The organism is Candidatus Avelusimicrobium luingense (genome assembly GCF_902757105.1).
Lineage (GTDB): Bacteria > Elusimicrobiota > Elusimicrobia > Elusimicrobiales > Elusimicrobiaceae > Avelusimicrobium > Avelusimicrobium luingense.
The window spans coordinates 67,139-88,442 of sequence record NZ_CACVTK010000006.1; the positions used below are offsets into that span (position 1 = coordinate 67,139).

Below are 21,304 nucleotides of genomic sequence, written 5' to 3' on the forward strand. Positions count from 1 at the left end.
CACAGGTCGCAAAAAATACGGCGGTTACTAAAACTAAAAGTAATTTTTTCATAAATCCTCCATACGGACATTGTAGCAGTTAGTAGGCTGCTTGTGTAAAAAACCGCTCCATAGGGAGCGGTTTTTGATTGACTGTTTAGAATGATTATTTACCCTTTTTCATTTTGGCTATCATATAAGAAGATAGCATTACCATCAGCACAAACCCCAACGGCCACGCAATTGTTGCAGGCAAATGCAAACACTCCGGCGCGATTAAGAAATAAGTTATACTTACCGTTGTCATAAACATAGCCGGAATTAACGCAATAAAATAATTGCGCTTTTTGCCATACAGATAGAATGTAGCGGCCCACAGGACAATCATCGCCAGCGTCTGGTTAGACCAACTGAAATAACGCCAAATAATATCATAAGGAAGTTGGCTGATAATTACACCTGCTAAAAGTAACGGAAGGCTCAAATACAAGCGTTTTAAGAAAGGTTTTTGATCTACCTTAAACCAATCGGCAAGCACCAACCGCGATGCGCGAAACGCCGTATCTCCCGACGTAATCGGGCATACGATTACCCCAATCATTACAAATAAAAGTCCAAAAGAAATAGTACCCCATTTCAAAGGCCCGATTGTTTTTAAGCAAATATCATACACGACGCCTGCTTGCCCGCTATGTTGCAACATTTCTTGCAAGCCCGTCATCAGACCGCCGGTGCGCTCATAAACGGCACAACCGGCCGCCGCCCAAATCAACGCAATAACGCCTTCTAAAACCATCGCTCCGTAAAACACCTGACGGGATTGATATTCACTCGTAACACACCGCGCCATTAAGGGCGATTGCGTGGCGTGGAAACCCGATATAGCCCCGCACGCTACCGTTACAAACATAAGCGGCCAAATAGGCAAATGCGTGGGATGTAGATTTTGTAATGTAATCTCGGGGATTTGATATCCTTGCGCAAACATCCCCCCCGTAACGCCAAGCGCCATCAGTATCAAACAAATACCGAATAACGGATAAATCCGCCCGATAATTTTATCAACCGGAAGGAAAGTAGCAAAGAAATAATACAGAAAAATAAGTGCGAGCCAAAAATATGCGTTTACCAGCAGGCTGCCTTGTGCCGCGTGCCCCTTAAATAAAAATACGAGTAAATTAGCGGGCCCTACCGCAAACACAGTTCCTACCATCACCAGCAAAATTACGCTGAAAATACGCATAAACATATTGATACGCGGCCCTAAATAAATACCCGTCACTTCGGAAACCGATTTTCCGTCGTTACGAATGGATAAAAATCCGCACGCGAAATCATGTACGGCCCCGGCGAAAATGGTTCCCAGCGTAATCCATAAAAACACACAAGGTCCCCACAACGCACCGGCGATGGCCCCAAACACAGGGCCGAGCCCGGCAATGTTTAGCAGTTGCACAAGCACCATACGCCACAACGGCATAGGTACATAATCCACTCCGTTAGCAAACCGGATGGCTGGCGTTTGGTCCATAGATGGACCGAAAACGCGTTCCACATATTTGGCATACGTGAAATAAGAAAGGATCAAAAGTCCTAAACAAGTAAAAAAACTAATCATAAGTGATTGCTCTCATGTTACCGTGTTTGCAAAAATTGTCCGAAAGAATTTTTTAAGATTTATCTCTCTTAGCACAGTTATCTCTTTTTAGGCAGTTCTTCGTACTGCGCGGAAAGTGGCTGCAAGATAAAATCTGAGTAGTTTTTGCTAGACGGCATTTGATACTCCTTATTTTCATTTTACTATATTACCTACACCAACGCCGCCGAAGATTCAAATTTTCTACAATAAAAATATGAAAGCATTATTATATATCCACGGAAAAGGCGGAAACGCCGATGAAGCCGCATATTACAAATCGCTCTTACCAAATTATCACGTCGTCGGTTTAGATTATCACGCCACTACCCCGTGGGAAACGAAAGACGAATTGCTGTCATATTATCATTCTTTGGCACGGAAATACGCAAGCATCAGCATGATAGCAAACAGTATCGGAGCGTACTTTGCCATGAACGCGCTGGGAGCGGAAAAAATCGAGCAGGCCTTTTTCATTTCGCCGATAGTAGATATGGAAGGACTGATTTCCCGTATGATGAGTGCCGCACAAATTACGCCGGAAGAATTGGAAAAGAAACAAGAAATTCCGACTGCTTTTGGGGAAACGCTGTCTTGGAAATATCTTTCGTATGTAAAATCACATCCGCTTATTTGGCGCGCGCCTACGCATATTTTGTACGGTGAGAAAGATACCCTGATACCTTTAGAAACAATTGCTGCTTTTGCGCATCGTATCCGCGCTTCGCTTACGATTATGAAAAACGGAGAGCATTGGTTTCACACCGACGAGCAAATGGTTTTTTTGGAACATTGGCTCAAACAATACGTGTGAAACAAATTGATTTTCAATTTTTTACAACTTTATATTTCTTGTGCTAATTTGGCAAGGCCAACCAAGGTTTCGTCTGTTTCGGCAGATAAGCATACCGACATAGCCAATTCTTGCTCAAAGAATTTAGCCAACGCGGGAAGTTTGGCTAATTTGCCGCCGCTTAAAAGCAATTGTTTTCTGCGAGGAGCAAAGCAATCGGCCGCCTGAATATATTGTTGGGCAAAAGATCGGAATAATTCGGCCCACAAGACAGGCTCCTTCAAATCAGTCAACGACAATCCGGTTATACCGCCGCCGTTCGTATAATTCCAAGCATCTTGAAAAAAGCCCAAATTAAACCGCCCTGATGCTTGTTGAATTTTCTCCAACGGAACTTCCGTAAAACATTTCCACCCGTCTTTACCGGTTAATGTATGATAAAAGTCTATCAAAGCGGTCAAAACCCGTCCTGCCGGGATATGGGTAATGGTTTGCAATTCAAGCCCGTTTATAAAGTGTCGGCGCTCGGTATCCGAGGTGTTGGGTGCTTGCGTGCAAATGGCAGATACCTGTGAGCCCGTACCGATATTGAAAGATAACGTTTCCAACGTATTTCCCGCACCGAAAACGGCACATTGATGATCGCCGATAGCCGTATATACGGGAATATCCCGGTGGTTGATGGTCACTGTTCCGGCGGGAACGGTTTGCGTGGAAACGGTATTAAATACAATATCGGTCACTTTACCTTCCCGACGCAAAAAAGCACACATATCTTCATCGGGTTGTGCTGACGAAAAACCGATCATCCCGCTTCCTGCGGCCATAGTAATATGCACTCGGTCGGCCGGACGGCCGATAAGTAACAGGGCTTCGGGCAGAGAAAGCACTTTAATGTAATCGGTAGGATATAAGCGTAAATAATCTAAAATTTTAACAACCGGAAAACAACTGCGTAAGCGCATACCGGTTTTTTCTTTAAACGTGGTGCCAAAAGCCCCGGCGAACAATTCCCAAGAACTCGGCCCCGCTTTGTGGGGCAACCGGGCGCGTTCGTCTTGCCAACTGATATATTCGGTAAGCGGTTGGTGGTGTTTATCACACAACACAAATCCGTGCATTTGGCTGCACACAAAAATCCGTTTGAAGTCCTGCGAAGCGTATAATTTGCATATTTCCGAAAAATCGCGCCAGAGTCCCGCCAAAGGAATTTCAAAATGGGTATCGTGGCAAACGGCAGGAGTGCACGGACGGCTTTGCACGTTTTGTATCTGTCCGGTAGTATCATCTACCAAGGCCGATTTAATGCGCGTGGCGCCAAAATCCAATAGCAAACTATATGACATCAAATTCTCCGTGCATACAAGTTAGCAATTCTTGGATCAACGTCTCATTTACGTCCAATTTGACAAATACCGTTTCTCCCGGTTTTTTAATAAATACAAAATTAACGGCATTGCCAATACTCTTTTTATCTTTAAGTAACAACGAAGGCAACTCGTTGACAATGTTTTTTGACAGCCGGGCCGTTTGAAATAAATTCCGTGCCAAACGGCGGATAGCGTCACAATCTTGTTGGGAAAGCAACCCGCGGCGGCGGCTCATTTCGTTGACGACAAGCACCCCCATCGTAACGGCCTGCCCATGCGGAATCGCGTAGTCCGATAAAACTTCAATAGCATGCCCTAGCGTATGCCCGTAATTCAGGCTTTTGCGCAGATTAAGTTCAAATTCATCTTTTTCCACAATTTGTTTTTTTACGCCAAGAGCCCCTAAAATTAAATACCGGAAAGACTCAAAATTATTGACTTCCCCGTCGGCAGATACATATTTGGAAAAGCGGGCTAACAATTCCGGTCCGCCTGTAATAAAAAGTTTTAGAATTTCCCCCAAGCCGGATTTGATTTCCCGCGCATGCAACGTACGCAAAAAGGCCGGACAAATAATCACTTCGCGTGGGGCCGAAAAAAGGGCCAACTGATTTTTTGCTTTGTGATAATTGATACCGGTTTTCCCGCCGATGCATGAATCACACATGGAAAGCAATGTCGTCGGAAAAAACCGCCATGCAATTCCGCGTTTATATACGGCCCCCACAAAAGCCCCGATATCTTCGGTTACCCCGCCACCGACGACAACAAGAGTTTCCCCTTTACCAAATCCGTTTTTTTCCAAAAAACCGAGCGCTTGTTCCACTCCGTTATGCAACGTTTTGAATTCTTCATTGGCCTGCACGAACATGACGCGTTTTTCGTCTATGTGCGAATCGGCAAGATACAAGTTCCATACATTTTGGTCAATCAGTAACAGATTTTTCGGATTTTCGTCCATCATCCGTTGGATAAGTTCAGCGGGATGATCTGTTTGGGGCAACAAAACCCGGTAATCCCGGGGAACAGAGCGGACGACAAAGGAATCGCTTTCCAAAAAAGCGGAATCAAAAGAAAATGCTTCGTTTTCTACGGTAAATTGATAGGTACTCATACATGCTGGAAGCCTCCCGCCATAAATCCGCCGTCCACCACAATATCTTGGCCGGTAATATATTGGTTTTGCTCACTACATAAAAAATAGGCTACGCGCGCGATATCTTCCGGCGCTGCTAAATGCCCAAGCGGAATTTGACGAGCCAATGTTTCTATCATTTGCGCAGTATTATTCTTTTGCGTCATGGGCGTCATGACAAACCCCGGGGACAGCGTGTTGCACAAAATACCGTGCGGGCCCAGTTCCAACGCCAACGTTTGAATCAGCCCGTTCATAGCATGTTTAGACATCGCATACGCGGCCCGCCCTTCGCGGCTGATAGAACCATACAAAGAAGATATACCCAAAATATATCCTTTCTTTTGCTGTTCAAATTGTTTGCGTAAATGCGCCACTAAAGTAGCAAAACTGGCCGTATTAATTTGATAAGTTTTTTGGATTTCTTGGTTGGTCAGTTGCCCGATCGGAGCCGGATCGTTATGTCCCGCACAAAAAATCAGGGCGTCCACCGGTGAGGTAAATTTCTCCATATAAGAAACTATGGCTTGCGAATCAGATAGATCCAATTCCCGGCTACGCGGAGCCAAGACCGTGTACCCTTGTTGAATAAAAAGCGCTTTTATAGCACTGCCGATAGCCCCGCCACCGCCTAACAGGAATAAAGTTTTCATAGTATCCTCCCAGTGTTACTCACCTTTATTTTAGCAATTAAAGTCATACAAATCCTAGTAGTAAGTGTTATTTTTCAAAAGCGATGCGAGGCATAGTATCCTGAACCACATGGATGATACCACAACGCACAAATCCCAATTTTAACAGTAAATTTTGCATGATTCGGTTATCGGGATGAGTATCCATGCGCAAGTGTTTACACCGTTGATAACACCAATCAATACAGAACGCGCCTATCCCTTTTACGGAGCCATCCCCCGCTATACGATGGATCACACCGTACGGGCTATCATTTTGCCATTTTCCGTCTGATATTACAGCATACGTTGGCTCTATATCTTTGCCTTGATTAAAAAAGAAAGTTCCCACAATACGCCCGTTATGTTCGCAAACATAACTGTGTCCGGTGACTATATCTTGTTTTACGAGGGAGGACGGCGGCCAAGAATCACGCCATTGGAATGGGTTACCGCTTGCGACCATAAAGGCCCGCGCCGATTGATATATTTCCAATAAGCGCGGCAAATCAACAAGGGTTGTTTTCCGTATTTGCATAAAACCTTTTTGATGGTAGCATATCCCCCGCCGGCGGCAAAGGCCCCATTTACGCGAGTCGTCGGAGACGGACTGCCAACCCGGCAAGATCTTATTTGAAAAAAACTGTTCCGCGTTATTTTTGAATCAGCCGTTGGGCAATTTCTTGACTGAGTTCGGCTAATAATTGGCTATAACCCTGCACTAATTCGTCATACGTTTTGCCAACCGGAACGTCCCGTTTGAACTTATTACGAATTTGTACCTTATCGGCCTTATCTTTTACCACATACCAAGCCGTAATTTCCGCCTTTTCGCCCAGAACAGCATCCATATTAACAATTTCTACCGTAACAGTTCGGTCAAATTCTTCCCCTTTGTATCGGTTTTGTTTAATTTGCGCAGACGGAAGAAGCACACTTAAATCTTCCGTTAATACCCGGGTTGCCAAAATGGAAAGAGATTCCACCCACCGGTGATATTCGGATATGTTAACTTGAGTAGAATTTTTGCGCTGTACTACGATTTGCGGGCGCTCTACATATTTGGGAAGTTGCACCCGATTCACCCCCACAAAAGTTACATAATCGGCAGAAAGCGCCGGGGTGTCGGTAGGGGTCAGTGTATAAAATTCGGCATTTTTACTTGTTCCGAATATACAGGCATTAAGCAATAAACAAGGAATAATGATTTTTACGATTCGCATATTATTCTCCTTTTTTTCCTCTGATAAGCGATTCCGGATGTTGTTCCAAATAATCCGCTAAATTCTGAACGGACCGTGCCGCTTCGGAAACTTCGTGCAACGTTTCATTTAGATTGGAAAGTGTTTCCTCGCTGCTATCCGCCACCCTTTCCAATGTTTGATCTAAATTTTTAGAACTGTTTGTTAAAGCGGGTAACAAGATAGGCAATTCTCTGCCCAGCACTTCCGTTACATGGTTAAATTGCGCGATCGTTTCTTGAATTTGAATTCTGTTAAGTCCGCGCGCTAATTCTTCTTTTTTTGAAAAAACGGTCGGAATTTGTGCGAAACGATCGTTTTTGTGATATTCCATTTTAACTTCCGTATCCGGCAACATCACTAATTCAATCATCAGTTGGCCCGTCAGATAACTTTGGGTAGCGAGCCGCGCCCGCAGGCCCCGGTTAATCAAATTACCCAATAAATTTTCCTTTTTCCAAAATTGTGTCAAAATGGAACCGTCGCTCATAATTCCCACCTGTTTAATGCGAGCATAGACCGCCACATTAAACTGCATATTGTTTCTATCGGTTACCAACATAATACGCGTCACTTTACCGACTTCCACCCCTTGGAATAACACCGGGGAGCCTTCCGTCAGGCCCTGTGACGATTCGTGAAAATACATTACCACAACGTCTTTTGCGTCTGCGTGTATTTTATGAAACACAGAGTGCCCGATTAGGCCTACAAACAACATAAAACCGATGACCAGAAACAATCCGATCGCTTTTTTATTTGGTTCTTTTTTCATGATTAACTCCTCTTGTTAAAAATTCATAAACTTGCCGATTGGGCGGATTTTTTAAGAGTTCATTCGGATTTCCTTTTGCCGAAATAGTTTGAACGGTTTTATCTAAAAAAATACTATTTTTCCCAATAGCAAAAATGGAAGGCAATTCATGCGTAACTACAATGATAGTAGTGCCTAATGTCGCGTTAATTTGTAAGATCAAATCATCTAAATTTTTAGAACTGATGGGGTCCAAACCGGCAGACGGCTCGTCAAAATAAACAATTTCGGGATCCAACGCTAAAGCACGCGCCAGCCCTGCGCGTTTACGCATACCGCCGCTGATTTCGGAAGGGTAGTATGTTTCATAACCGGCCAACCCCACCAACGCCAACTTAAACGATACAATTTGGTTGATTTTATCTTGGGAATATGAAGTATATTGCTGCAAGGGCAGGGCCACGTTTTCCGCTAACGTCATAGAACTAAACAAGGCGCCGCCTTGATACAAAATACCGCTACGCTTCATAATTTCCAATTTTTCTTTCCGGCCGGCCTTTATAAAATCAGTGTCATGTATCCGAATTTGCCCGTTTAGTGCAGGGATCAGCCCGGTCAGTGTGCGTAACAGCGTGCTTTTTCCGCACCCGGAACCGCCCATAATAATAAAGATATCCCCCTTGGGAATATCAAAGGACAAATCCTTCATGATTATTTTATTTTCATAACCAATGCTCAGATTTTCTACACGGATTATTGAATTTTGTTTCATCATATTCCTAACCCTTGCAAAATCACCGTCAGCAGTCCCGTCATAACAATCATCCATACGATAGCATATACCACCGCATGCGTAGTGGCCGCGCCTACGCTATCGGCATTACGTCCGCAATGTACTCCAAAATAGCACCCGCATAACGCAATAATATAGCCGAACACAATTCCGTGGAAAACGCCCACCAAAAAATTCGTTATGTTAAAAGAATTGACGGTATACTTAATATATTCTCCCAACGGAATTTCCCAAAATACCACGCACACAAAACATCCGCCCAAAATACCCATGAAATCCGACAGCAACACCAAAATAGGCATAGAAAGCAGCAGTGCATTTACGCGGGGCAACACTAAAAAGTCCGTTCGTGAAATTCCCATAGTTTGCAAGGCGTCCAATTCTTCGTTGACTTGCATAGTACCGATGGTGGCCGCGTAGGAGGCCCCTGTCCGGCCGGCCATAATAACCCCCGTCATAATAGCCCCCATAATGCGCGTCATACCGATAGTAACCAAACTAGCCACATAAACCTGTGCTCCAAAGGTTTTAAGTTGTATGGCTCCCACAAAAGCCAAAATGAGCCCCACCATAAAACTAATGAGTGATACGATAAAAATAGATTTGGGGCCGCAATCGGCCAGAATCATCCAGAAATCTTTACTGCGGTACACTGCTTTCCCGACGATTTGCCTTCCCCATGAAGATAGCGATTCATAAATAAACGTTCCGCCTTTTTTAACGCAACGGCAAAAAATAATTCCCCCCTGTCCGATACGTTCCAAAAAAGAATCTTTCGGGCCAGAAACTTCCGTTTCTTTAGCGGGAGTTTGAAACGCCAAGCGTAAAAGTTCTTCCATTCCTTCCGGTAACTGCGAATAAGTGATATTATCTTTAGAAATATGCTTTAAGGCGTTGAAAAGCGTAATGACAAAATCGGGGTTCCACGATTCAATATTTTTCCCCACCAATTTTATTTTCTTATTATCCAGTTGCGACGAAGACAATTCAATGTGTTCTGTGCCATCCAAAACACCTTCTAACGTGCAAATGACAGTATCGCTCTGTGTTTTTACTTCAACCATACAAACATTTTAGCAGTTATCAGCGCAAAATAGAAGTTTTGTATTTGAGGCCATGGCTTCTTATATAGGGTTCGGCCCGCAAGAGTATCCCCGGCAAGACGAAAGCGGTTGCTATTACGCCAACAGAATAAGTACAATGTAGTATCATTTTTTATTAGGAGCGCCCCATATGGCCCAACGTCAAATAGATCCCGAACAGACAGTCCTTTCTTGTAAATATATAGAATCCGGCGTTCGTTTTGTAATTGACGGAGTACGTTGTTGTTGTGCTAACACGTATCAATCTCCGTTAATTTTATCTGCGGATGAAATGAAACAGGGAAAAGTAACGTATGATTTAGTCGTGCAACGCCGCCGGGAATTGTTTGAGGCATTAAACGGTTGGAACAATAAAGACATCGGTGATTGCGCTCATTGTCAGTTAAAGTATAAGACGAAATATAAAAATATCAGTTTTGATTATTTGGGCGGGCATGGATTGGCGTTAAGTTCGGGATTTAATATCCAGCACTTCACCCAATGCAACTTACGGTGTTCGTATTGTTCCTTTACCCAACAAAACGATTTCAGACCGCCGGTCTACAACAACATTATTGATTTTATTGAATTATTCAGAAAAAAAGGCAAACTTAAAAAAGGCGAGTGGATTGAATATAACGGCGGAGAGCCGACGCTACTGCCTAATTTTGAAGAACTGCTTAACTACTTGCTGAAATATAAGATAGGCATGGTGGCTGTTTTTTCCAACGCGGTCAAATATAGCCCGGCGATTTATAACGCATTAAAAGCCAATAAAATCTTTTTAACCACTAGCATTGATGCAGGCACACCGGCCACTTTCAAAAAGGTACGCGGGGCAGATGCATACTATCAGGTGCTTGAAAACTGCCTGCGCTACCAACAAAGCGGTACCACAAAACTATTTTTGAAATATATTCTTTGCGACGAAAACACAACCGAAGATGATTTGCGCGGCTTTGTATTTGCCATGTGTACCATCCGCCCGGCCCGGGTGTATATCTGCCCCAATTTTTATTACGGGGACAAACAAGTAACTCAAAAAGAAGTAGATTTTGCCGCACGCATGTGGTACTTATTGGAAAAATACGGCTCGCTATCTGTATATATTCAGTCGGACGATATGAAAGGAGATCCCCGGTTTGCCGAGTTCTCCGCCCGCACCCGAAAGGCCTATGCGCAGTTAATTAAACAAGACGGCAGCCGATATTGCAACTTGCCTAAATTTTATTTAATGTGGCGGAAATTCTGTTTTTATATCAATTTTGCCAAAGGGGCCAACCTATTTAAACTAATTCGGTTAAAATTGGGAAAAATGAGAAAAAACAATGACCAATAAATTAAAAACGGTTTTTATTACCGGTGGAAACCGGGGAATTGGTTTGGAACTATGCAAAAAATTCTCCGAGCAACACTGGAAAGTATATATGGGAGCCAGAGACATTGCCAAGGCTCGCCAAGCAATTGCGTTGTTAGATCATAAAGACGCTATCATTCCGATTCAAATAGATGTGTCGGATGAAAACTCCGTTAAACAAGCATTTCTTTCTTATCAACAACTGAAAGATGAAAATGAAACATTGGATGTTTTTATCAATAATGCAGGCGTTAATTTAGATTGGCACGCGGATAACGATACCTATTGTAAAAGTTTGGAATCGTCTGCCGACATGTTGGAAACTATTTATAAAACCAATGTATTTGCTTCTATCTTCACCTTAAAACACTTTTTACCGGCTATGGGCAAAGGCACCCGGGTGGTGAACGTGGCTTCCGGCGCGGGAGAATTTTGGGACGCAAATGCCAACAAAGATTTCCAAATCGGCTATGCCCCTTCCAAATCGGCTTTAATTATGACTACTAAAAAACTGGCGGCAGCCGTCAAAGATAAGGGGATTTATGTCAACGCGGTTTGCCCCGATTGGTGTCAAACCGATATGGGCGGACACAACGCCGCTTATACAGCCGAGCAAGGGGCTCTTTCCGTTATCAAGGCCTGTTTTCTAACTGTTTCCACTCCGCCCACCGGATGCTATTTTCGCCACGGAAAACGCATCCCTCTAGATGTAAAACCTTATTCGTTGGAATTTTTTAAGATTATTTGGCACGATTATTTGTTGGGACGATTTTTTGCAAAAAAATCCATGTGGGGTTAAGCTGGCAGTTGGCTGATTAGATCTTCCCCTCTCTTCTACGTTTGGCCGTCCGCAAGGCATGAATAAACCGATCAAAGCGGCTTCCCAACAAAATTTTAAGCGGAAGAATTCCCACCAAATAGAAACCGAACGCCAGCATAAAAATAATTTTTTGCCACAGGCTGATTCCCCAAAAAATATCCGAGCAGTTATAAACGGAAAATCTATTTTCCACAAAAAAGTATATCATCGCCCAGAAAAAGGAATGGCCCGTAAAGATATGCCCGCAACATTGATAACGTAATTTCCGGTCATCTAACAATTGAAACGAGTTGATTAAACAGGTGAACAAAGACGGTGTCTTAAAACGATAATGAACAAACCGCTTAATACCGCGTGTCATATGAACTTGGGAATTGGTTTTCAGGTCCCAACCTTGATGGACTATATTTTGACTTGTTACTTGGTACGTCTTGTGTTCATTAAACAAATAGCACGCTAACGCCAAGTGCGGAAACGAATTGGAAATATTGTTATAAGCAACTTGCAACACTTCATCCGTAATATATTCCGTCTTAAAAATGGCCCCCGGCAAGAAACTCATTTCGTTAAGCACTTCAAAATCAGTCAAGGGTCTTGGCACAGAAAATGTTTTAGACACTAAAATAAAATCTGTCTCTTTTTCTATTGCCTGCTCTACTTCACTCCAAGCGGACCAATCATACGTATCATCATCCGCCAGTACCCAAACATATTTTTGGCGGGCCAACCCCAATGCCTTACAGATATTGGCATTTCCACCTATATTTTTTTCATGACGGATATGAGTAAGATTGGGATGTTTGGCAACAAATTCTTGAATAAGTTCGCTGCTGCCGTCCATAGAAGCATTATCTAAAACCGTAATCGGAAACGATTTGACGGGCGAATGAGCCGCCAAGATCTGCGTCAGCGTACGCTGCAAATAATCTTTCCGGTTATAGGTAATTAAGTATATTTCCAAAGGCAGCATATATTTTTCCTTATCTACACTTATGCTTTGTATTATGTTACAAAATTTTTGTACTTCAGATATATTTATTCCGACTTTTACCGACACACGTAAAATATATTTTATATACTACTTGTAAGGAGATTTGTATGAACGATTTAATGCTGAAAGAAACTTTACATATCCGCTACTCGGATAGCGACTGCAATGGTACCTTAAAACCGTTTTCTTTACTGAATTTCTTCCAAGATTTAGCGGCGGAAAGCGCCGAACGTTTAGGGTTCGGGTATTCTGCCATTTATCCGCAAAAACTGATGTGGATTTTGTTAAAATATCGCATTGAATTTACCGAATACCCCCACCACGTCAATCAATTAACGATTCACACAGAGCCCCGCGGATATAACCGGATGTTTGCCTATCGTAATTTTGAAGTATTGGCTGACGGGAAACCCTGCGGACGAGCATCCAGCATTTGGGCACTTGTTCACACTGACACGTTGGCTATTGCCCACGTGGGTGAAATTCTAAAAGATAATGCCAATATGATCAAATTCGTACCTAACGATACGGATTTGAAATTCGGAAAAATTCCCCCGCTCACGCAAACCGATTACGAAGAAACTTTTAAGGTGCGTTATAACGATATTGATGTCAACATGCACGCCAATAACGGTAACTATATTGTATGGGCCATAGAGCCGTTACCATACGATTGGAAACATGGAAAAAAATTGAAAAATATAGATATCGTTTTCAAAAAAGAAATTAAATGCGGCGAGCAACTTATCAGCAAAGTACAAAAGTTGGATGAGAACACTACCTTGCACGCCCTTCTGCATGCCCAAACACAGGAAGATTTGTGTTTGATTAAGTGTGACTGGATGTAACGATATCATCACGCGCCGTTGCGTTTTGCGCTCGGTCTCTTATTTTTCCACATAAAAAAACACCCCCGGATAAGGGGGTGTTTTCAAAACAACCTGTTGCTTAGTAAGTTACGTTCACCGTGTAGGAACCTTCATATTGTCCTTCGGCTTGGTTCGGGCCTACGGTTAAGGTACCACCTACGTAGATGTCCTTCGTGGCCACACCCGTTACAGAAGTATCACTTAACGTGAGCGCTACGGGCATTGTTTCGCTACCGCCCTGCTTTTGAATCGTGATTGACGCCGATGCAAAAGACACGGAGTAAGAAGTAGCGGTTATTCCGCTATACATTACTTGTTTTCTTTCAATTTCATCATACACAAATGAACGGGGCGCATGCCGGACAATTTCTAGCCAATTTACAACAAGAAATTAACCACGTCCAATATTGATATGCTATAATAAAAAAACAGGAAAACATATGAAAACAATAAATAATGCAAAGGGATTTACTCTTTTAGAAATTTTAGTCACTATATTGATTATTGGTGTTTTGGCTTCATTTGGTGTCGTAGAATATCAAAAAGCAATAGAACATTCGCGCGCTTCTCAAGCCATTGCGTTATTGCGTTCTTTATACCATGCTGAAAAAGTACATCAGTTGCAACATGGCACATTTGCCGATTCGTTGGACCAATTAGATTTTTCGTTTCAAGGGGATCCTGTCACCTGTGCGCAAAACAACAATTCGCCTTGTTTTGGGTATTATAACACCGAAGCCATACAAAACGGTAACTGGTCTATTGAGTTAGAAAAAGGAAAAAATCCTTCTATTTCCGTCGGACGCATTTCCGGGCCTTATGCCGGATCCGGGTTCTTTATGCAACTGGAACGTAAAGACGGGATACAATACCCCTTGGAACAGTTGGCTTGCATAGAAAACAACTCCGGGAAATTCAAGTATAAAAAGAAAGAAGGTTCTTATTGTGTAGATATCATGGACGGCGAATTTTACAGCAAAAGCGGAACATCCCGCAAATATGAATTAGCATTTTAGTTTCCATAAGACATAAAAAAGCCCCGCCGAAGCGGGGCTTTTTGACGGTTTATTTTAACTTATATCGCTCTCGTAAATTCGTCTTAAGTTCTTGGGCTTTATAAAGCAAATCCGTCTTTTTAGAGCAACGAATGACAAGCGTAATTTTCGGCTCGGCATTTTCGAGGCTGGAAAGCGTCCCCCCGAAAATTTTGATACCGGTATCCACTTCTTTTTCCGTAAAATCTTCCGTTTTACGCACGATTTCAAACGATTGGTAACCGTTTTCCAAACAAACTTCGGCCGCGCGCAAGAGCGCAAAATCGTTGGCTTTGCGGGCGGAAGTATTCTCGTTGCCGTTAAAGAGAACTTCATACATACCGTCTTGCAATTTTGTATCAAAAAAGCCGTTAGACGTCTCTTTCTTGGCCTGTTTGTACGGAGTAGCACAGGCGGACAGTAATGCCAAAGCACACATCATCAAAAATATTTTTTTCATCATTTCTCCTTTGTAGTATTGTAACACATTCATCAAACATATACTTGACGGTTTTATCTGATATATTGAGTATTTTATGGTTGAATTATTATAATAAATGAGAGGATATTTATGAGAAAAATAGGACTTATTGTAGTAAGCATATTAGTTGCACTACCGGTGTTTGCTCAGTTGGAACAAGGGCAACATCTCGTCAATGTAAGAGGCGGCATCGGATTTCAGTTACAAAATTCCGGCATTACCTACTCTTCCACGGATGCCAGAGCCGATTGGGGAACCGGCGGGACGGAAATCGGACTTTCTTATCATTATTTATTAACCGACCGATTAGGTCTCGGAGCCGATTTTTCCTTCGGGGATTTTGAAGGGGCGAATTTGACATTTAGTTCTTCCAACCAGTTAGAAGATTCCGTCCACTTAGTCAATTTAATGTTATCGGCGCGTTATACGGCCAACCCGGCCGACCGCATCCGTTTCTATATACCGCTCGGTGCGGGCGCAACCATTGCCCGGCAAAGTTTGGATATCCACTATTTCGGAAATTCTTATACAAACAAAAAAACCAATACGTCTTTAGGGCTATTTATCGGGGCCGGGTTGGAATTTGACGTCGGACATTCAGGTTGGAGTTGGGGCGTGGAAGCGCGTTATAATACCTTCTGGTATGACACCGATAAAATCACGCGACAAGCCCCCGCTCCTATCCACGGAGACGGCAACCGCCGATACGAGTATTTAACATTTAATATCAACATCAGCAAACGCTTTTAATAAAAAAGCCCCGCCGAAGCGGGGCTTTTTTATAAATACTTAGTTGCATTAATATACTTTTGCAATATATTTTCTATGCTCCGGACCGGCAACATACGTCACCTCTTTTTTGCCTTTGACATAACGTACTTGCTCTTTCGGTTCATTCCAACGCATCTGAACCAAATAAGACGACGTATATTCCCGACCATTTCCGTCTTGGACAAGTGTTTCCCCGTTTGGAATCAAAACGAATTGAACCGGATGCTGTGCCCAATACTCAATATGGATACCACGGGGCCCATCCAATAACACGTTTAATTTAGTCGGTGTCGTTTTCTTGGTAGGTTTGAATTGAAGAACAACTCCATCCACTTGTACTTCAGGCTCAAACACTACAATACGCTTGTAAGTCGCATAAGAAGGTAAATCAACCAGTTGCGCATTGTTAAGAAACGACGTAAACCAGACAGGTTCTGTTACTTCTTTTTTCAATACACGATCGAAGTCAAAAACTTGTGCAAAGCCGATACTTGCCAAACACATAACGGCAAATAACATCATCGTTTTTTTCATATTTCTCTCCTTGATCCCATAAATATTTCATAAAGGACTTTAATAGTATAATCGTTTTAAGAGTATATTTCAAGGGGGCTGCTTATCAAAGATTGGTATAATATGGAGGATACAAACATCTGATTCAAGAGGAAAATACGATGAAAAAACTATTATTCACTTTTATGTTCGTTGCCGGTAGTTTACTCCCCGGATTGGCCGATACTATTTCGTACGACAAAACCGGGTTTGCCCAAATCAGTACCGTCATTGATGACGCTGCCTATGATATCCGCTATTATTCCCCCAACAATTTTACGGGGAATAAAATAAACGGTTACAAAGCCCCCCGCGCTTACCTGACTAAAGAAGCATTAGCGGCACTGGCCAAAGCCGCCGATGATTTAAGAGCGCAAGGATACCGCTTGCTAATTTGGGACGCATACCGCCCGCAAAAAGCCGTAGATAATTTTGTGGCGTGGATCAATAATCCTACTGATCCGGGCGATAAAACTTTTTATCCCGCCTTGCAAAAATCGGATTTACTCGCCGGAAATTACATTATGGCAAAATCGGGCCATACCCGCGGTAGCACCGTTGATTTGACGATTATTAAAAAAGACGGCTCATTTGTGGATATGGGCGGCACGTTTGATTTATTCTCGGAAATTTCCCACCCCGATTATAAAAAAATAACGAAGAAACAAAAGAAAAACCGGAAAATCTTACGCGATGCCATGATAAAAGCAGGGTTTAATCCATTAGACTCCGAATGGTGGCATTTTACCTTGAAAGATGAACCGTATAAAGATACATATTTTAACTTTGATGTAGAATAAACAATCAAGCAAAAACCGCTCCTTACACATTGTAAGGAGCGGTTTTTTTATGAGAAATGCCCGGTTAATTGCAAATGGCACCGGTGGGGCAAACAAACCGGCACAAACCGCATCCCACGCAACGCGTTTTATCTACCGCAATATAACCGTCTTCCAAGCGCAAGGCTTGATGTTCCGATTCCATACAAATAGTTACACATTTGCCGCAACGACCGCAGACATCGTGCTTAAGTTGCGGATAAGATAACGGCGTTTTTTGCAATTGTTTATGCGAAGAAAGCAGCGAGATGGCCTTATCTTTCAGTTCCCGCACTTCCTTAAACCCTTTTTCATTCAAATAGGTCTTCAACCCTTTTACCATCGGCCCGATAACCTTATATCCGTTTAGCATGACTTCCGTACATACTTGTACGGCATCCGAACCGACCGCCATATATTGGACGGCATCTTCCCAAGTAGAAATTCCCCCCATCCCTAAAATAGGCAGGGAACTTGCTTGGCGAATTTGGGCCACGCACCGAAGCCCTATCGGTTTGACCATCGTTCCCGAACAACCGCCATAGGCAGTTTTGCCGTTGACATTAAGCATCGGTTGAAACGTGTTGATGTCAATCCCCATAAACCCTTGTACGGTATTGATAGCGGCCAAGCCGTCAGCGCGCGCATGCTCCACAGAGCGGGCAATACGGGCAATATCGGTAACATTGGGTGAAAGTTTTACAAATACGGGTTTTTGAGCCACTTCTTTTACCCACGTGGTAATTTGGGCAGACACTTCCGCATCTGTACCAATAGCCATACCGATTCCTTTTTCCGGCATACCGTGCGGGCAGGAAAAATTAAGTTCAAACGCATCGGCAGGTGTATTATTGATTGCTTTTACCAAGTCTTGCCAAGCATCTTTATTCACCGGAGACATAATACTGGCAACAATTACTTTACTAGGGTATTTGTGTTTTAAAAATTTAATACCATCACACCAATACTTAACCGTTTGATGACTTAATAATTCTATATTTTGAAACCCGATAATGCGTTTTTTATCTTGCAAAACGGCATAACGCGGGCTGGCCTCGTTCATTTCCAAATCGTCGGGCGTAATGGTTTTAAGAACGGCTCCTCCCCATCCCATTTCAAAGGCCTTGTCAATACTTTCTATCAAAGCCGTCGGCGGCGCGGAAGCAAGCAAAAACGGATTGTCAAAATCAATTCCTAAAAAAGAAGTACGTAAAGTGTTCGTCATAAAAAGACCTCGCACAGTAAATTCGTTTTATTGTATCAATTTACAGATAATATGTAAAAACTTTTTCGCTTCCATTCAAATCTGCAAGTTTCGTATCGCCCAATTTTTGGGATACAAATTATTAGCGCGCTCGCCTAAATTTTTCATAAAGCCAAGCGCATATCCCCGATATGTTACCGCCACAAACCCTTTAGGTGTATCCGGCGGCAAAACTAAACTTTCGCGGTGCAAGTAGCGACGTGCTAGTTCCAATGATAATTCCACGCGCGGGTACTGCATTGACAGGTTTAGAGAAAGGGCTTGCGCCGCCGAAGGAATAAGTTCCTTACCCTTTTGTTCGGGCGCGGCAAGCCCGTCGGACAGCAAATGAATAAGTGGGTTAGATTGCGCGTGTTTGCGCGCGGAAGCGGGCAACAAGGCGGGGCTGTACGGTACGCCGTTTTTACGAAGTATGGCCATAAAAAGTCCTTCACTTTTTGTAACGCCGGGAATAAACCGATACACCGGTTTGGCCCAATTTTCAAGTAAAGAGCCGGTAATTTGCCACGCGGAGTCAACCGCCACCGGTAAAATTTCCGCCCCTAATTCTTCAGCAATAAAACGTATGTTTTCTTCGTTTTCCTGCGTGTTAAAAGTACAGGTGCTATAAATAAGCAGTCCCCCCGGGCGCAAACAAGGCCAAATATCCTGTAAAATTTGGCGTTGGCGTTTTTGGCAATAACGGACATTATCCATACTCCACTCGCTAACGGCGTTACTATCACGGCGAAATAACCCTTCCCCCGAACAAGGAACGTCCGTCAAAATGATATCAAACGTCCATTTTGTTTTAGTAAAATCATACGGCTGATTATGCGTCACAAGCACATCGGGGTGCCCTTGCTTGAGCATATTTTCCAATAAAATGTTAGCGCGTCGGCGGTCAGGCTCATTGGTCACCAGCATAGAACCTTGTGGTAAAGCGGCACGCATGAGCGTAGATTTCCCCCCCGGGGCGCCGCACAAATCTAACGCTAACACAGGTGACGAAACATATTGGCGAAGCACCTGATCTAAAAATAAAGATCCGGCTTCCTGCACATAATACACGCCCGCATGAAACAGCGGATCTAACGTAAAATTCGGACGTTCGTTAAGCCAATAGCCATCCTTACACCACGGCACCGCTGTAGCCGATTCAAAAACCGGCTCGCCATGGTACTTAAACGGGTTAAACCGAACGCTGACGGGAGTCTCTTGCTCAAACGCTTGTAAAAAGCGTTGCCAACGCTCCGGGCCGAATAATGCGGAAGTATAATCAGTAAATTCTTGCGGTAACATAGTATTATTTTACAATTATTTACTTGTAGAAAAGAGGTTTTTGTATAATAAAACATACGGAGAGATTTATGCCCATTCAAAATTACAGCCAAGATGTCTTTTTTTATCCGTGGGTAGGTAAGAACTATGGAGACGGCATTAACTTTGCCCCGGACGGCCGGTTAATCTTTTTTAATAAAGAAGATGAAAAATGGTATTATTACGACGAAAGTAATACGCTCCAAGAAGCCCAAAATATCCCCGTTAATTATCGCCCTTTAAGATTAGAAGTACTGGGCAAAGAACATTATTGCGAATCGCGTGAAGATTGTGCAGGCAACAACTTTAAGCAACAATTTGACCTAGAAATTCTAGATAAAACGATCTTAACCGAGTTAGAAGATATAAATAACAAAGGTAAAATTCGGAATTTTATTAAACATCTTATTATTCGTAGAAAGATACCATCAAGTAGAGGGAACACTCCCTATCAAGATAAATTGTATGTTTTGTATTACCTACCGGAATACAACACCTTATATGCTAAAAATAAAGGCACAGAACCAACTACATTCTTAAAACATATACATACGCAAGCATTACAGCAGGCCTTTGGGGAAATTCAGAAAGATTTGAAAACGCTAGCCGACCAAACAAAACCGCTACAGAGGATAATCTCTAATTTATCTTCTCACGATTTACATTTGTGTATGGCTATTGAGAAAATTTTGACTATATGTTCGTTATGGGGAGAACCCCGTAACGAACAAGTGGACGATCTCGTAACTTTTGCACAAAATTTTAACCGGTTTATCAAAGAAGCAGACGAACATCTCGAATGTCACATGCATGAAAAATTTTGGTGTCCTTGTTGTAAAAAGGAAGAAATAAAATGCACTTTCTGTGAACAAATGCCGATTTGCCATTATAAAACACAACGGCAAATGTACAATTACACCAAACAAAGCGAAACGGACTCCACGAGCCACAATAATTTTCGCAAGGCTCTCAATCATAAAAGTAATGATTCTCCTAAAGTTTGGAATCATGTATTATTTACTAATTTTTACCAACGCAGTATGCCCTATAAAATGAATAATTCCGCCGGAGAAATAGCACAGGCATTAAGGGCTTTTGCCGAAATTGTAATACAACATCAACCCGATATTATTATTACATGGGGAAAAGAAGATGAACTCCCCATACTTGGTTTGCAAGATCCGACGATTACGTTACGCAAAATGCCAGAAAAGAAGAAACGAAAATATTTCATTCCCCGTTTGCATATTTCCTATACAAAACAAGAAGAAAAGGATTCAAAATACAATATTCCTTTTACTGTATTAGATTATAATGGAAAACATTGTTTAGTTCTTATGCCCACACATCCGGGGACAAGTTATAGTTCCACGAAAATCAATACCGTTATCCGATGTGCTTTTAAGTATTATGGCAAACTTATCCAGTGGAATCCAACATTAAATGAAAAAAATTTATCCAACCCTATTACTTGTGAATTTTGCTTATGTGAACAACCTTGCAAGCAATATCCAACTTGTCCTCCATTAACTTGGACAAATGAGTCGGACTTTAACAAGTGCATCTAAAGCCCTAATACAGACAGCCCCGGACA

At 42.6% G+C, this 21,304-nt stretch carries 23 protein-coding genes and 1 pseudogene; 9 read left to right on the forward strand and 15 right to left on the reverse strand.

Going from position 1 to position 21,304, the window contains the following annotated elements; all coding sequences use genetic code 11:
* Window positions 1-145: 145 nt before the first annotated feature.
* On the reverse strand, window positions 146-1,597 hold the full coding sequence (locus tag ACQY3H_RS06250; protein ID WP_428075720.1) for a carbon starvation CstA family protein: 1,452 nt from the start codon (window positions 1,595-1,597) through the stop codon (window positions 146-148).
* Between the two features lie 235 nt (window positions 1,598-1,832).
* Between ACQY3H_RS06250 and ACQY3H_RS06255 the strand changes: the two genes are divergently transcribed.
* The gene (locus ACQY3H_RS06255) at window positions 1,833-2,429 is read left to right on the forward strand and encodes an alpha/beta hydrolase (protein ID WP_428075721.1); all 597 of its coding nucleotides are present in this window, start codon (window positions 1,833-1,835) and stop codon (window positions 2,427-2,429) included.
* Between the two features lie 29 nt (window positions 2,430-2,458).
* Here the strand turns inward: ACQY3H_RS06255 and ACQY3H_RS06260 are convergent, their stop codons facing one another.
* The 8 genes from ACQY3H_RS06260 to ACQY3H_RS06295 all read right to left on the reverse strand — a co-directional run bounded on the left by ACQY3H_RS06260 (window position 2,459) and on the right by ACQY3H_RS06295 (window position 9,436).
* Complete coding sequence (locus tag ACQY3H_RS06260; protein ID WP_428075722.1) at window positions 2,459-3,754, reverse strand: sedoheptulokinase; 1,296 nt, start codon at window positions 3,752-3,754, stop codon at window positions 2,459-2,461.
* A complete protein-coding gene (locus tag ACQY3H_RS06265; RefSeq protein WP_428075723.1) occupies window positions 3,744-4,892 on the reverse strand; it encodes a 3-dehydroquinate synthase in 1,149 nt (382 codons plus the stop codon). The genes ACQY3H_RS06260 and ACQY3H_RS06265 overlap by 11 nt, the downstream gene beginning before the upstream one ends.
* A complete protein-coding gene (locus tag ACQY3H_RS06270; protein ID WP_428075724.1) occupies window positions 4,889-5,566 on the reverse strand; it encodes an SDR family NAD(P)-dependent oxidoreductase in 678 nt (225 codons plus the stop codon). The genes ACQY3H_RS06265 and ACQY3H_RS06270 overlap by 4 nt, the downstream gene beginning before the upstream one ends.
* Window positions 5,567-5,633: 67 nt before the next feature.
* Complete coding sequence (locus ACQY3H_RS06275) at window positions 5,634-6,122, reverse strand: N-acetyltransferase family protein (protein WP_428075725.1); 489 nt, start codon at window positions 6,120-6,122, stop codon at window positions 5,634-5,636.
* A 115-nt stretch (window positions 6,123-6,237) separates the two neighbouring features.
* A complete protein-coding gene (locus ACQY3H_RS06280; protein WP_428075726.1) occupies window positions 6,238-6,807 on the reverse strand; it encodes a PqiC family protein in 570 nt (189 codons plus the stop codon).
* Window position 6,808: 1 nt separating this feature from the next.
* Window positions 6,809-7,600, reverse strand: coding sequence for an MlaD family protein (locus ACQY3H_RS06285; RefSeq protein ID WP_428075727.1), 792 nt, complete (start codon window positions 7,598-7,600; stop codon window positions 6,809-6,811).
* A complete protein-coding gene (locus ACQY3H_RS06290) occupies window positions 7,581-8,354 on the reverse strand; it encodes an ABC transporter ATP-binding protein (protein WP_428075728.1) in 774 nt (257 codons plus the stop codon). Before ACQY3H_RS06290 ends, ACQY3H_RS06285 begins: the two co-directional genes overlap by 20 nt.
* Window positions 8,351-9,436 carry an MlaE family ABC transporter permease gene (locus tag ACQY3H_RS06295; protein WP_428075730.1) on the reverse strand — a complete coding sequence of 362 codons (1,086 nt, stop codon included), beginning with the start codon at window positions 9,434-9,436 and terminating at the stop codon, window positions 8,351-8,353. The genes ACQY3H_RS06290 and ACQY3H_RS06295 overlap by 4 nt, the downstream gene beginning before the upstream one ends.
* A gap of 169 nt (window positions 9,437-9,605) precedes the next feature.
* On the opposite strand from ACQY3H_RS06295, the gene ACQY3H_RS06300 reads away from it, so the two are divergent.
* Together ACQY3H_RS06300 and ACQY3H_RS06305 are read left to right on the forward strand one after the other, a co-directional pair.
* The gene (locus tag ACQY3H_RS06300) at window positions 9,606-10,793 is read left to right on the forward strand and encodes a radical SAM protein (protein ID WP_428075731.1); all 1,188 of its coding nucleotides are present in this window, start codon (window positions 9,606-9,608) and stop codon (window positions 10,791-10,793) included.
* Window positions 10,783-11,610, forward strand: coding sequence for an SDR family NAD(P)-dependent oxidoreductase (locus ACQY3H_RS06305; RefSeq protein ID WP_428075732.1), 828 nt, complete (start codon window positions 10,783-10,785; stop codon window positions 11,608-11,610). The genes ACQY3H_RS06300 and ACQY3H_RS06305 overlap by 11 nt, the downstream gene beginning before the upstream one ends.
* A 16-nt stretch (window positions 11,611-11,626) precedes the next feature.
* On the opposite strand, the gene ACQY3H_RS06310 is transcribed toward ACQY3H_RS06305, so the two are convergent.
* Window positions 11,627-12,601 (reverse strand): glycosyltransferase family 2 protein, encoded by a 975-nt coding sequence (locus ACQY3H_RS06310; protein ID WP_428075733.1) that lies wholly within the window; start codon window positions 12,599-12,601, stop codon window positions 11,627-11,629.
* A 128-nt stretch (window positions 12,602-12,729) separates the two neighbouring features.
* Here ACQY3H_RS06310 and ACQY3H_RS06315 point away from each other — a divergent pair, with 128 nt between their 5' ends.
* Window positions 12,730-13,470 carry an acyl-[acyl-carrier-protein] thioesterase gene (locus ACQY3H_RS06315; RefSeq protein WP_428075734.1) on the forward strand — a complete coding sequence of 247 codons (741 nt, stop codon included), beginning with the start codon at window positions 12,730-12,732 and terminating at the stop codon, window positions 13,468-13,470.
* Window positions 13,471-13,570: 100 nt separating this feature from the next.
* On the opposite strand, the gene ACQY3H_RS06320 is transcribed toward ACQY3H_RS06315, so the two are convergent.
* Window positions 13,571-13,801, reverse strand: a complete 231-nt coding sequence (locus ACQY3H_RS06320; RefSeq protein ID WP_428075735.1) for a DUF4402 domain-containing protein — start codon at window positions 13,799-13,801, stop codon at window positions 13,571-13,573.
* On the opposite strand from ACQY3H_RS06320, the pseudogene ACQY3H_RS06325 reads away from it, so the two are divergent.
* Together ACQY3H_RS06325 and ACQY3H_RS06330 are read left to right on the forward strand one after the other, a co-directional pair.
* A pseudogene (locus ACQY3H_RS06325) lies at window positions 13,789-13,902 on the forward strand (CatA-like O-acetyltransferase, family 2); the annotation flags it as partial. The gene ACQY3H_RS06320 and the pseudogene ACQY3H_RS06325 sit on opposite strands and share 13 nt — an antisense overlap.
* Before the next feature lie 29 nt (window positions 13,903-13,931).
* Window positions 13,932-14,507: a type IV pilin protein gene (locus tag ACQY3H_RS06330; protein WP_428075736.1), complete on the forward strand. Its 576-nt coding sequence runs from the start codon at window positions 13,932-13,934 to the stop codon at window positions 14,505-14,507.
* Between the two features lie 49 nt (window positions 14,508-14,556).
* Here the strand turns inward: ACQY3H_RS06330 and ACQY3H_RS06335 are convergent, their stop codons facing one another.
* A complete protein-coding gene (locus ACQY3H_RS06335; protein ID WP_428075737.1) occupies window positions 14,557-14,985 on the reverse strand; it encodes a CC0125/CC1285 family lipoprotein in 429 nt (142 codons plus the stop codon).
* A 111-nt stretch (window positions 14,986-15,096) separates the two neighbouring features.
* Between ACQY3H_RS06335 and ACQY3H_RS06340 the strand changes: the two genes are divergently transcribed.
* A complete protein-coding gene (locus ACQY3H_RS06340; RefSeq protein ID WP_428075738.1) occupies window positions 15,097-15,756 on the forward strand; it encodes a porin family protein in 660 nt (219 codons plus the stop codon).
* Between the two features lie 48 nt (window positions 15,757-15,804).
* On the opposite strand, the gene ACQY3H_RS06345 is transcribed toward ACQY3H_RS06340, so the two are convergent.
* A complete protein-coding gene (locus ACQY3H_RS06345) occupies window positions 15,805-16,311 on the reverse strand; it encodes a hypothetical protein (protein WP_428075739.1) in 507 nt (168 codons plus the stop codon).
* 140 nt (window positions 16,312-16,451) lie between these two features.
* Between ACQY3H_RS06345 and ACQY3H_RS06350 the strand changes: the two genes are divergently transcribed.
* Window positions 16,452-17,129 (forward strand): M15 family metallopeptidase, encoded by a 678-nt coding sequence (locus tag ACQY3H_RS06350; protein ID WP_428075740.1) that lies wholly within the window; start codon window positions 16,452-16,454, stop codon window positions 17,127-17,129.
* A gap of 64 nt (window positions 17,130-17,193) precedes the next feature.
* Here ACQY3H_RS06350 and preA read toward each other — a convergent pair whose 3' ends face one another.
* Together preA and ACQY3H_RS06360 are read right to left on the reverse strand one after the other, a co-directional pair.
* Window positions 17,194-18,372 (reverse strand): NAD-dependent dihydropyrimidine dehydrogenase subunit PreA, encoded by a 1,179-nt coding sequence (preA, locus tag ACQY3H_RS06355; RefSeq protein ID WP_428075741.1) that lies wholly within the window; start codon window positions 18,370-18,372, stop codon window positions 17,194-17,196.
* A 75-nt stretch (window positions 18,373-18,447) separates the two neighbouring features.
* Window positions 18,448-19,692 carry a methyltransferase RsmF C-terminal domain-like protein gene (locus tag ACQY3H_RS06360; protein ID WP_428075742.1) on the reverse strand — a complete coding sequence of 415 codons (1,245 nt, stop codon included), beginning with the start codon at window positions 19,690-19,692 and terminating at the stop codon, window positions 18,448-18,450.
* 68 nt (window positions 19,693-19,760) lie between these two features.
* Here ACQY3H_RS06360 and ACQY3H_RS06365 point away from each other — a divergent pair, with 68 nt between their 5' ends.
* Complete coding sequence (locus ACQY3H_RS06365) at window positions 19,761-21,278, forward strand: hypothetical protein (protein ID WP_428075743.1); 1,518 nt, start codon at window positions 19,761-19,763, stop codon at window positions 21,276-21,278.
* Window positions 21,279-21,304: the final 26 nt, after the last annotated feature.

Excerpts from the sequence above, each read along its gene's own strand:
- ACQY3H_RS06250 (WP_428075720.1), bottom strand. The coding sequence starts at position 1,597 with ATGATTAGTTTTTTTACTTGTTTAGGACTTTTGATCCTTTCTTATTTC.
- ACQY3H_RS06255 (WP_428075721.1), top strand. The coding sequence starts at position 1,833 with ATGAAAGCATTATTATATATCCACGGAAAAGGCGGAAACGCCGATGAA.
- ACQY3H_RS06260 (WP_428075722.1), bottom strand. The coding sequence starts at position 3,754 with ATGTCATATAGTTTGCTATTGGATTTTGGCGCCACGCGCATTAAATCG.
- ACQY3H_RS06265 (WP_428075723.1), bottom strand. The coding sequence starts at position 4,892 with ATGAGTACCTATCAATTTACCGTAGAAAACGAAGCATTTTCTTTTGAT.
- ACQY3H_RS06270 (WP_428075724.1), bottom strand. The coding sequence starts at position 5,566 with ATGAAAACTTTATTCCTGTTAGGCGGTGGCGGGGCTATCGGCAGTGCT.
- ACQY3H_RS06275 (WP_428075725.1), bottom strand. The coding sequence starts at position 6,122 with ATGCAAATACGGAAAACAACCCTTGTTGATTTGCCGCGCTTATTGGAA.
- ACQY3H_RS06280 (WP_428075726.1), bottom strand. The coding sequence starts at position 6,807 with ATGCGAATCGTAAAAATCATTATTCCTTGTTTATTGCTTAATGCCTGT.
- ACQY3H_RS06285 (WP_428075727.1), bottom strand. The coding sequence starts at position 7,600 with ATGAAAAAAGAACCAAATAAAAAAGCGATCGGATTGTTTCTGGTCATC.
- ACQY3H_RS06290 (WP_428075728.1), bottom strand. The coding sequence starts at position 8,354 with ATGATGAAACAAAATTCAATAATCCGTGTAGAAAATCTGAGCATTGGT.
- ACQY3H_RS06295 (WP_428075730.1), bottom strand. The coding sequence starts at position 9,436 with ATGGTTGAAGTAAAAACACAGAGCGATACTGTCATTTGCACGTTAGAA.
- ACQY3H_RS06300 (WP_428075731.1), top strand. The coding sequence starts at position 9,606 with ATGGCCCAACGTCAAATAGATCCCGAACAGACAGTCCTTTCTTGTAAA.
- ACQY3H_RS06305 (WP_428075732.1), top strand. The coding sequence starts at position 10,783 with ATGACCAATAAATTAAAAACGGTTTTTATTACCGGTGGAAACCGGGGA.
- ACQY3H_RS06310 (WP_428075733.1), bottom strand. The coding sequence starts at position 12,601 with ATGCTGCCTTTGGAAATATACTTAATTACCTATAACCGGAAAGATTAT.
- ACQY3H_RS06315 (WP_428075734.1), top strand. The coding sequence starts at position 12,730 with ATGAACGATTTAATGCTGAAAGAAACTTTACATATCCGCTACTCGGAT.
- ACQY3H_RS06320 (WP_428075735.1), bottom strand. The coding sequence starts at position 13,801 with ATGTATAGCGGAATAACCGCTACTTCTTACTCCGTGTCTTTTGCATCG.
- ACQY3H_RS06330 (WP_428075736.1), top strand. The coding sequence starts at position 13,932 with ATGAAAACAATAAATAATGCAAAGGGATTTACTCTTTTAGAAATTTTA.
- ACQY3H_RS06335 (WP_428075737.1), bottom strand. The coding sequence starts at position 14,985 with ATGAAAAAAATATTTTTGATGATGTGTGCTTTGGCATTACTGTCCGCC.
- ACQY3H_RS06340 (WP_428075738.1), top strand. The coding sequence starts at position 15,097 with ATGAGAAAAATAGGACTTATTGTAGTAAGCATATTAGTTGCACTACCG.
- ACQY3H_RS06345 (WP_428075739.1), bottom strand. The coding sequence starts at position 16,311 with ATGAAAAAAACGATGATGTTATTTGCCGTTATGTGTTTGGCAAGTATC.
- ACQY3H_RS06350 (WP_428075740.1), top strand. The coding sequence starts at position 16,452 with ATGAAAAAACTATTATTCACTTTTATGTTCGTTGCCGGTAGTTTACTC.
- preA (WP_428075741.1), bottom strand. The coding sequence starts at position 18,372 with ATGACGAACACTTTACGTACTTCTTTTTTAGGAATTGATTTTGACAAT.
- ACQY3H_RS06360 (WP_428075742.1), bottom strand. The coding sequence starts at position 19,692 with ATGTTACCGCAAGAATTTACTGATTATACTTCCGCATTATTCGGCCCG.
- ACQY3H_RS06365 (WP_428075743.1), top strand. The coding sequence starts at position 19,761 with ATGCCCATTCAAAATTACAGCCAAGATGTCTTTTTTTATCCGTGGGTA.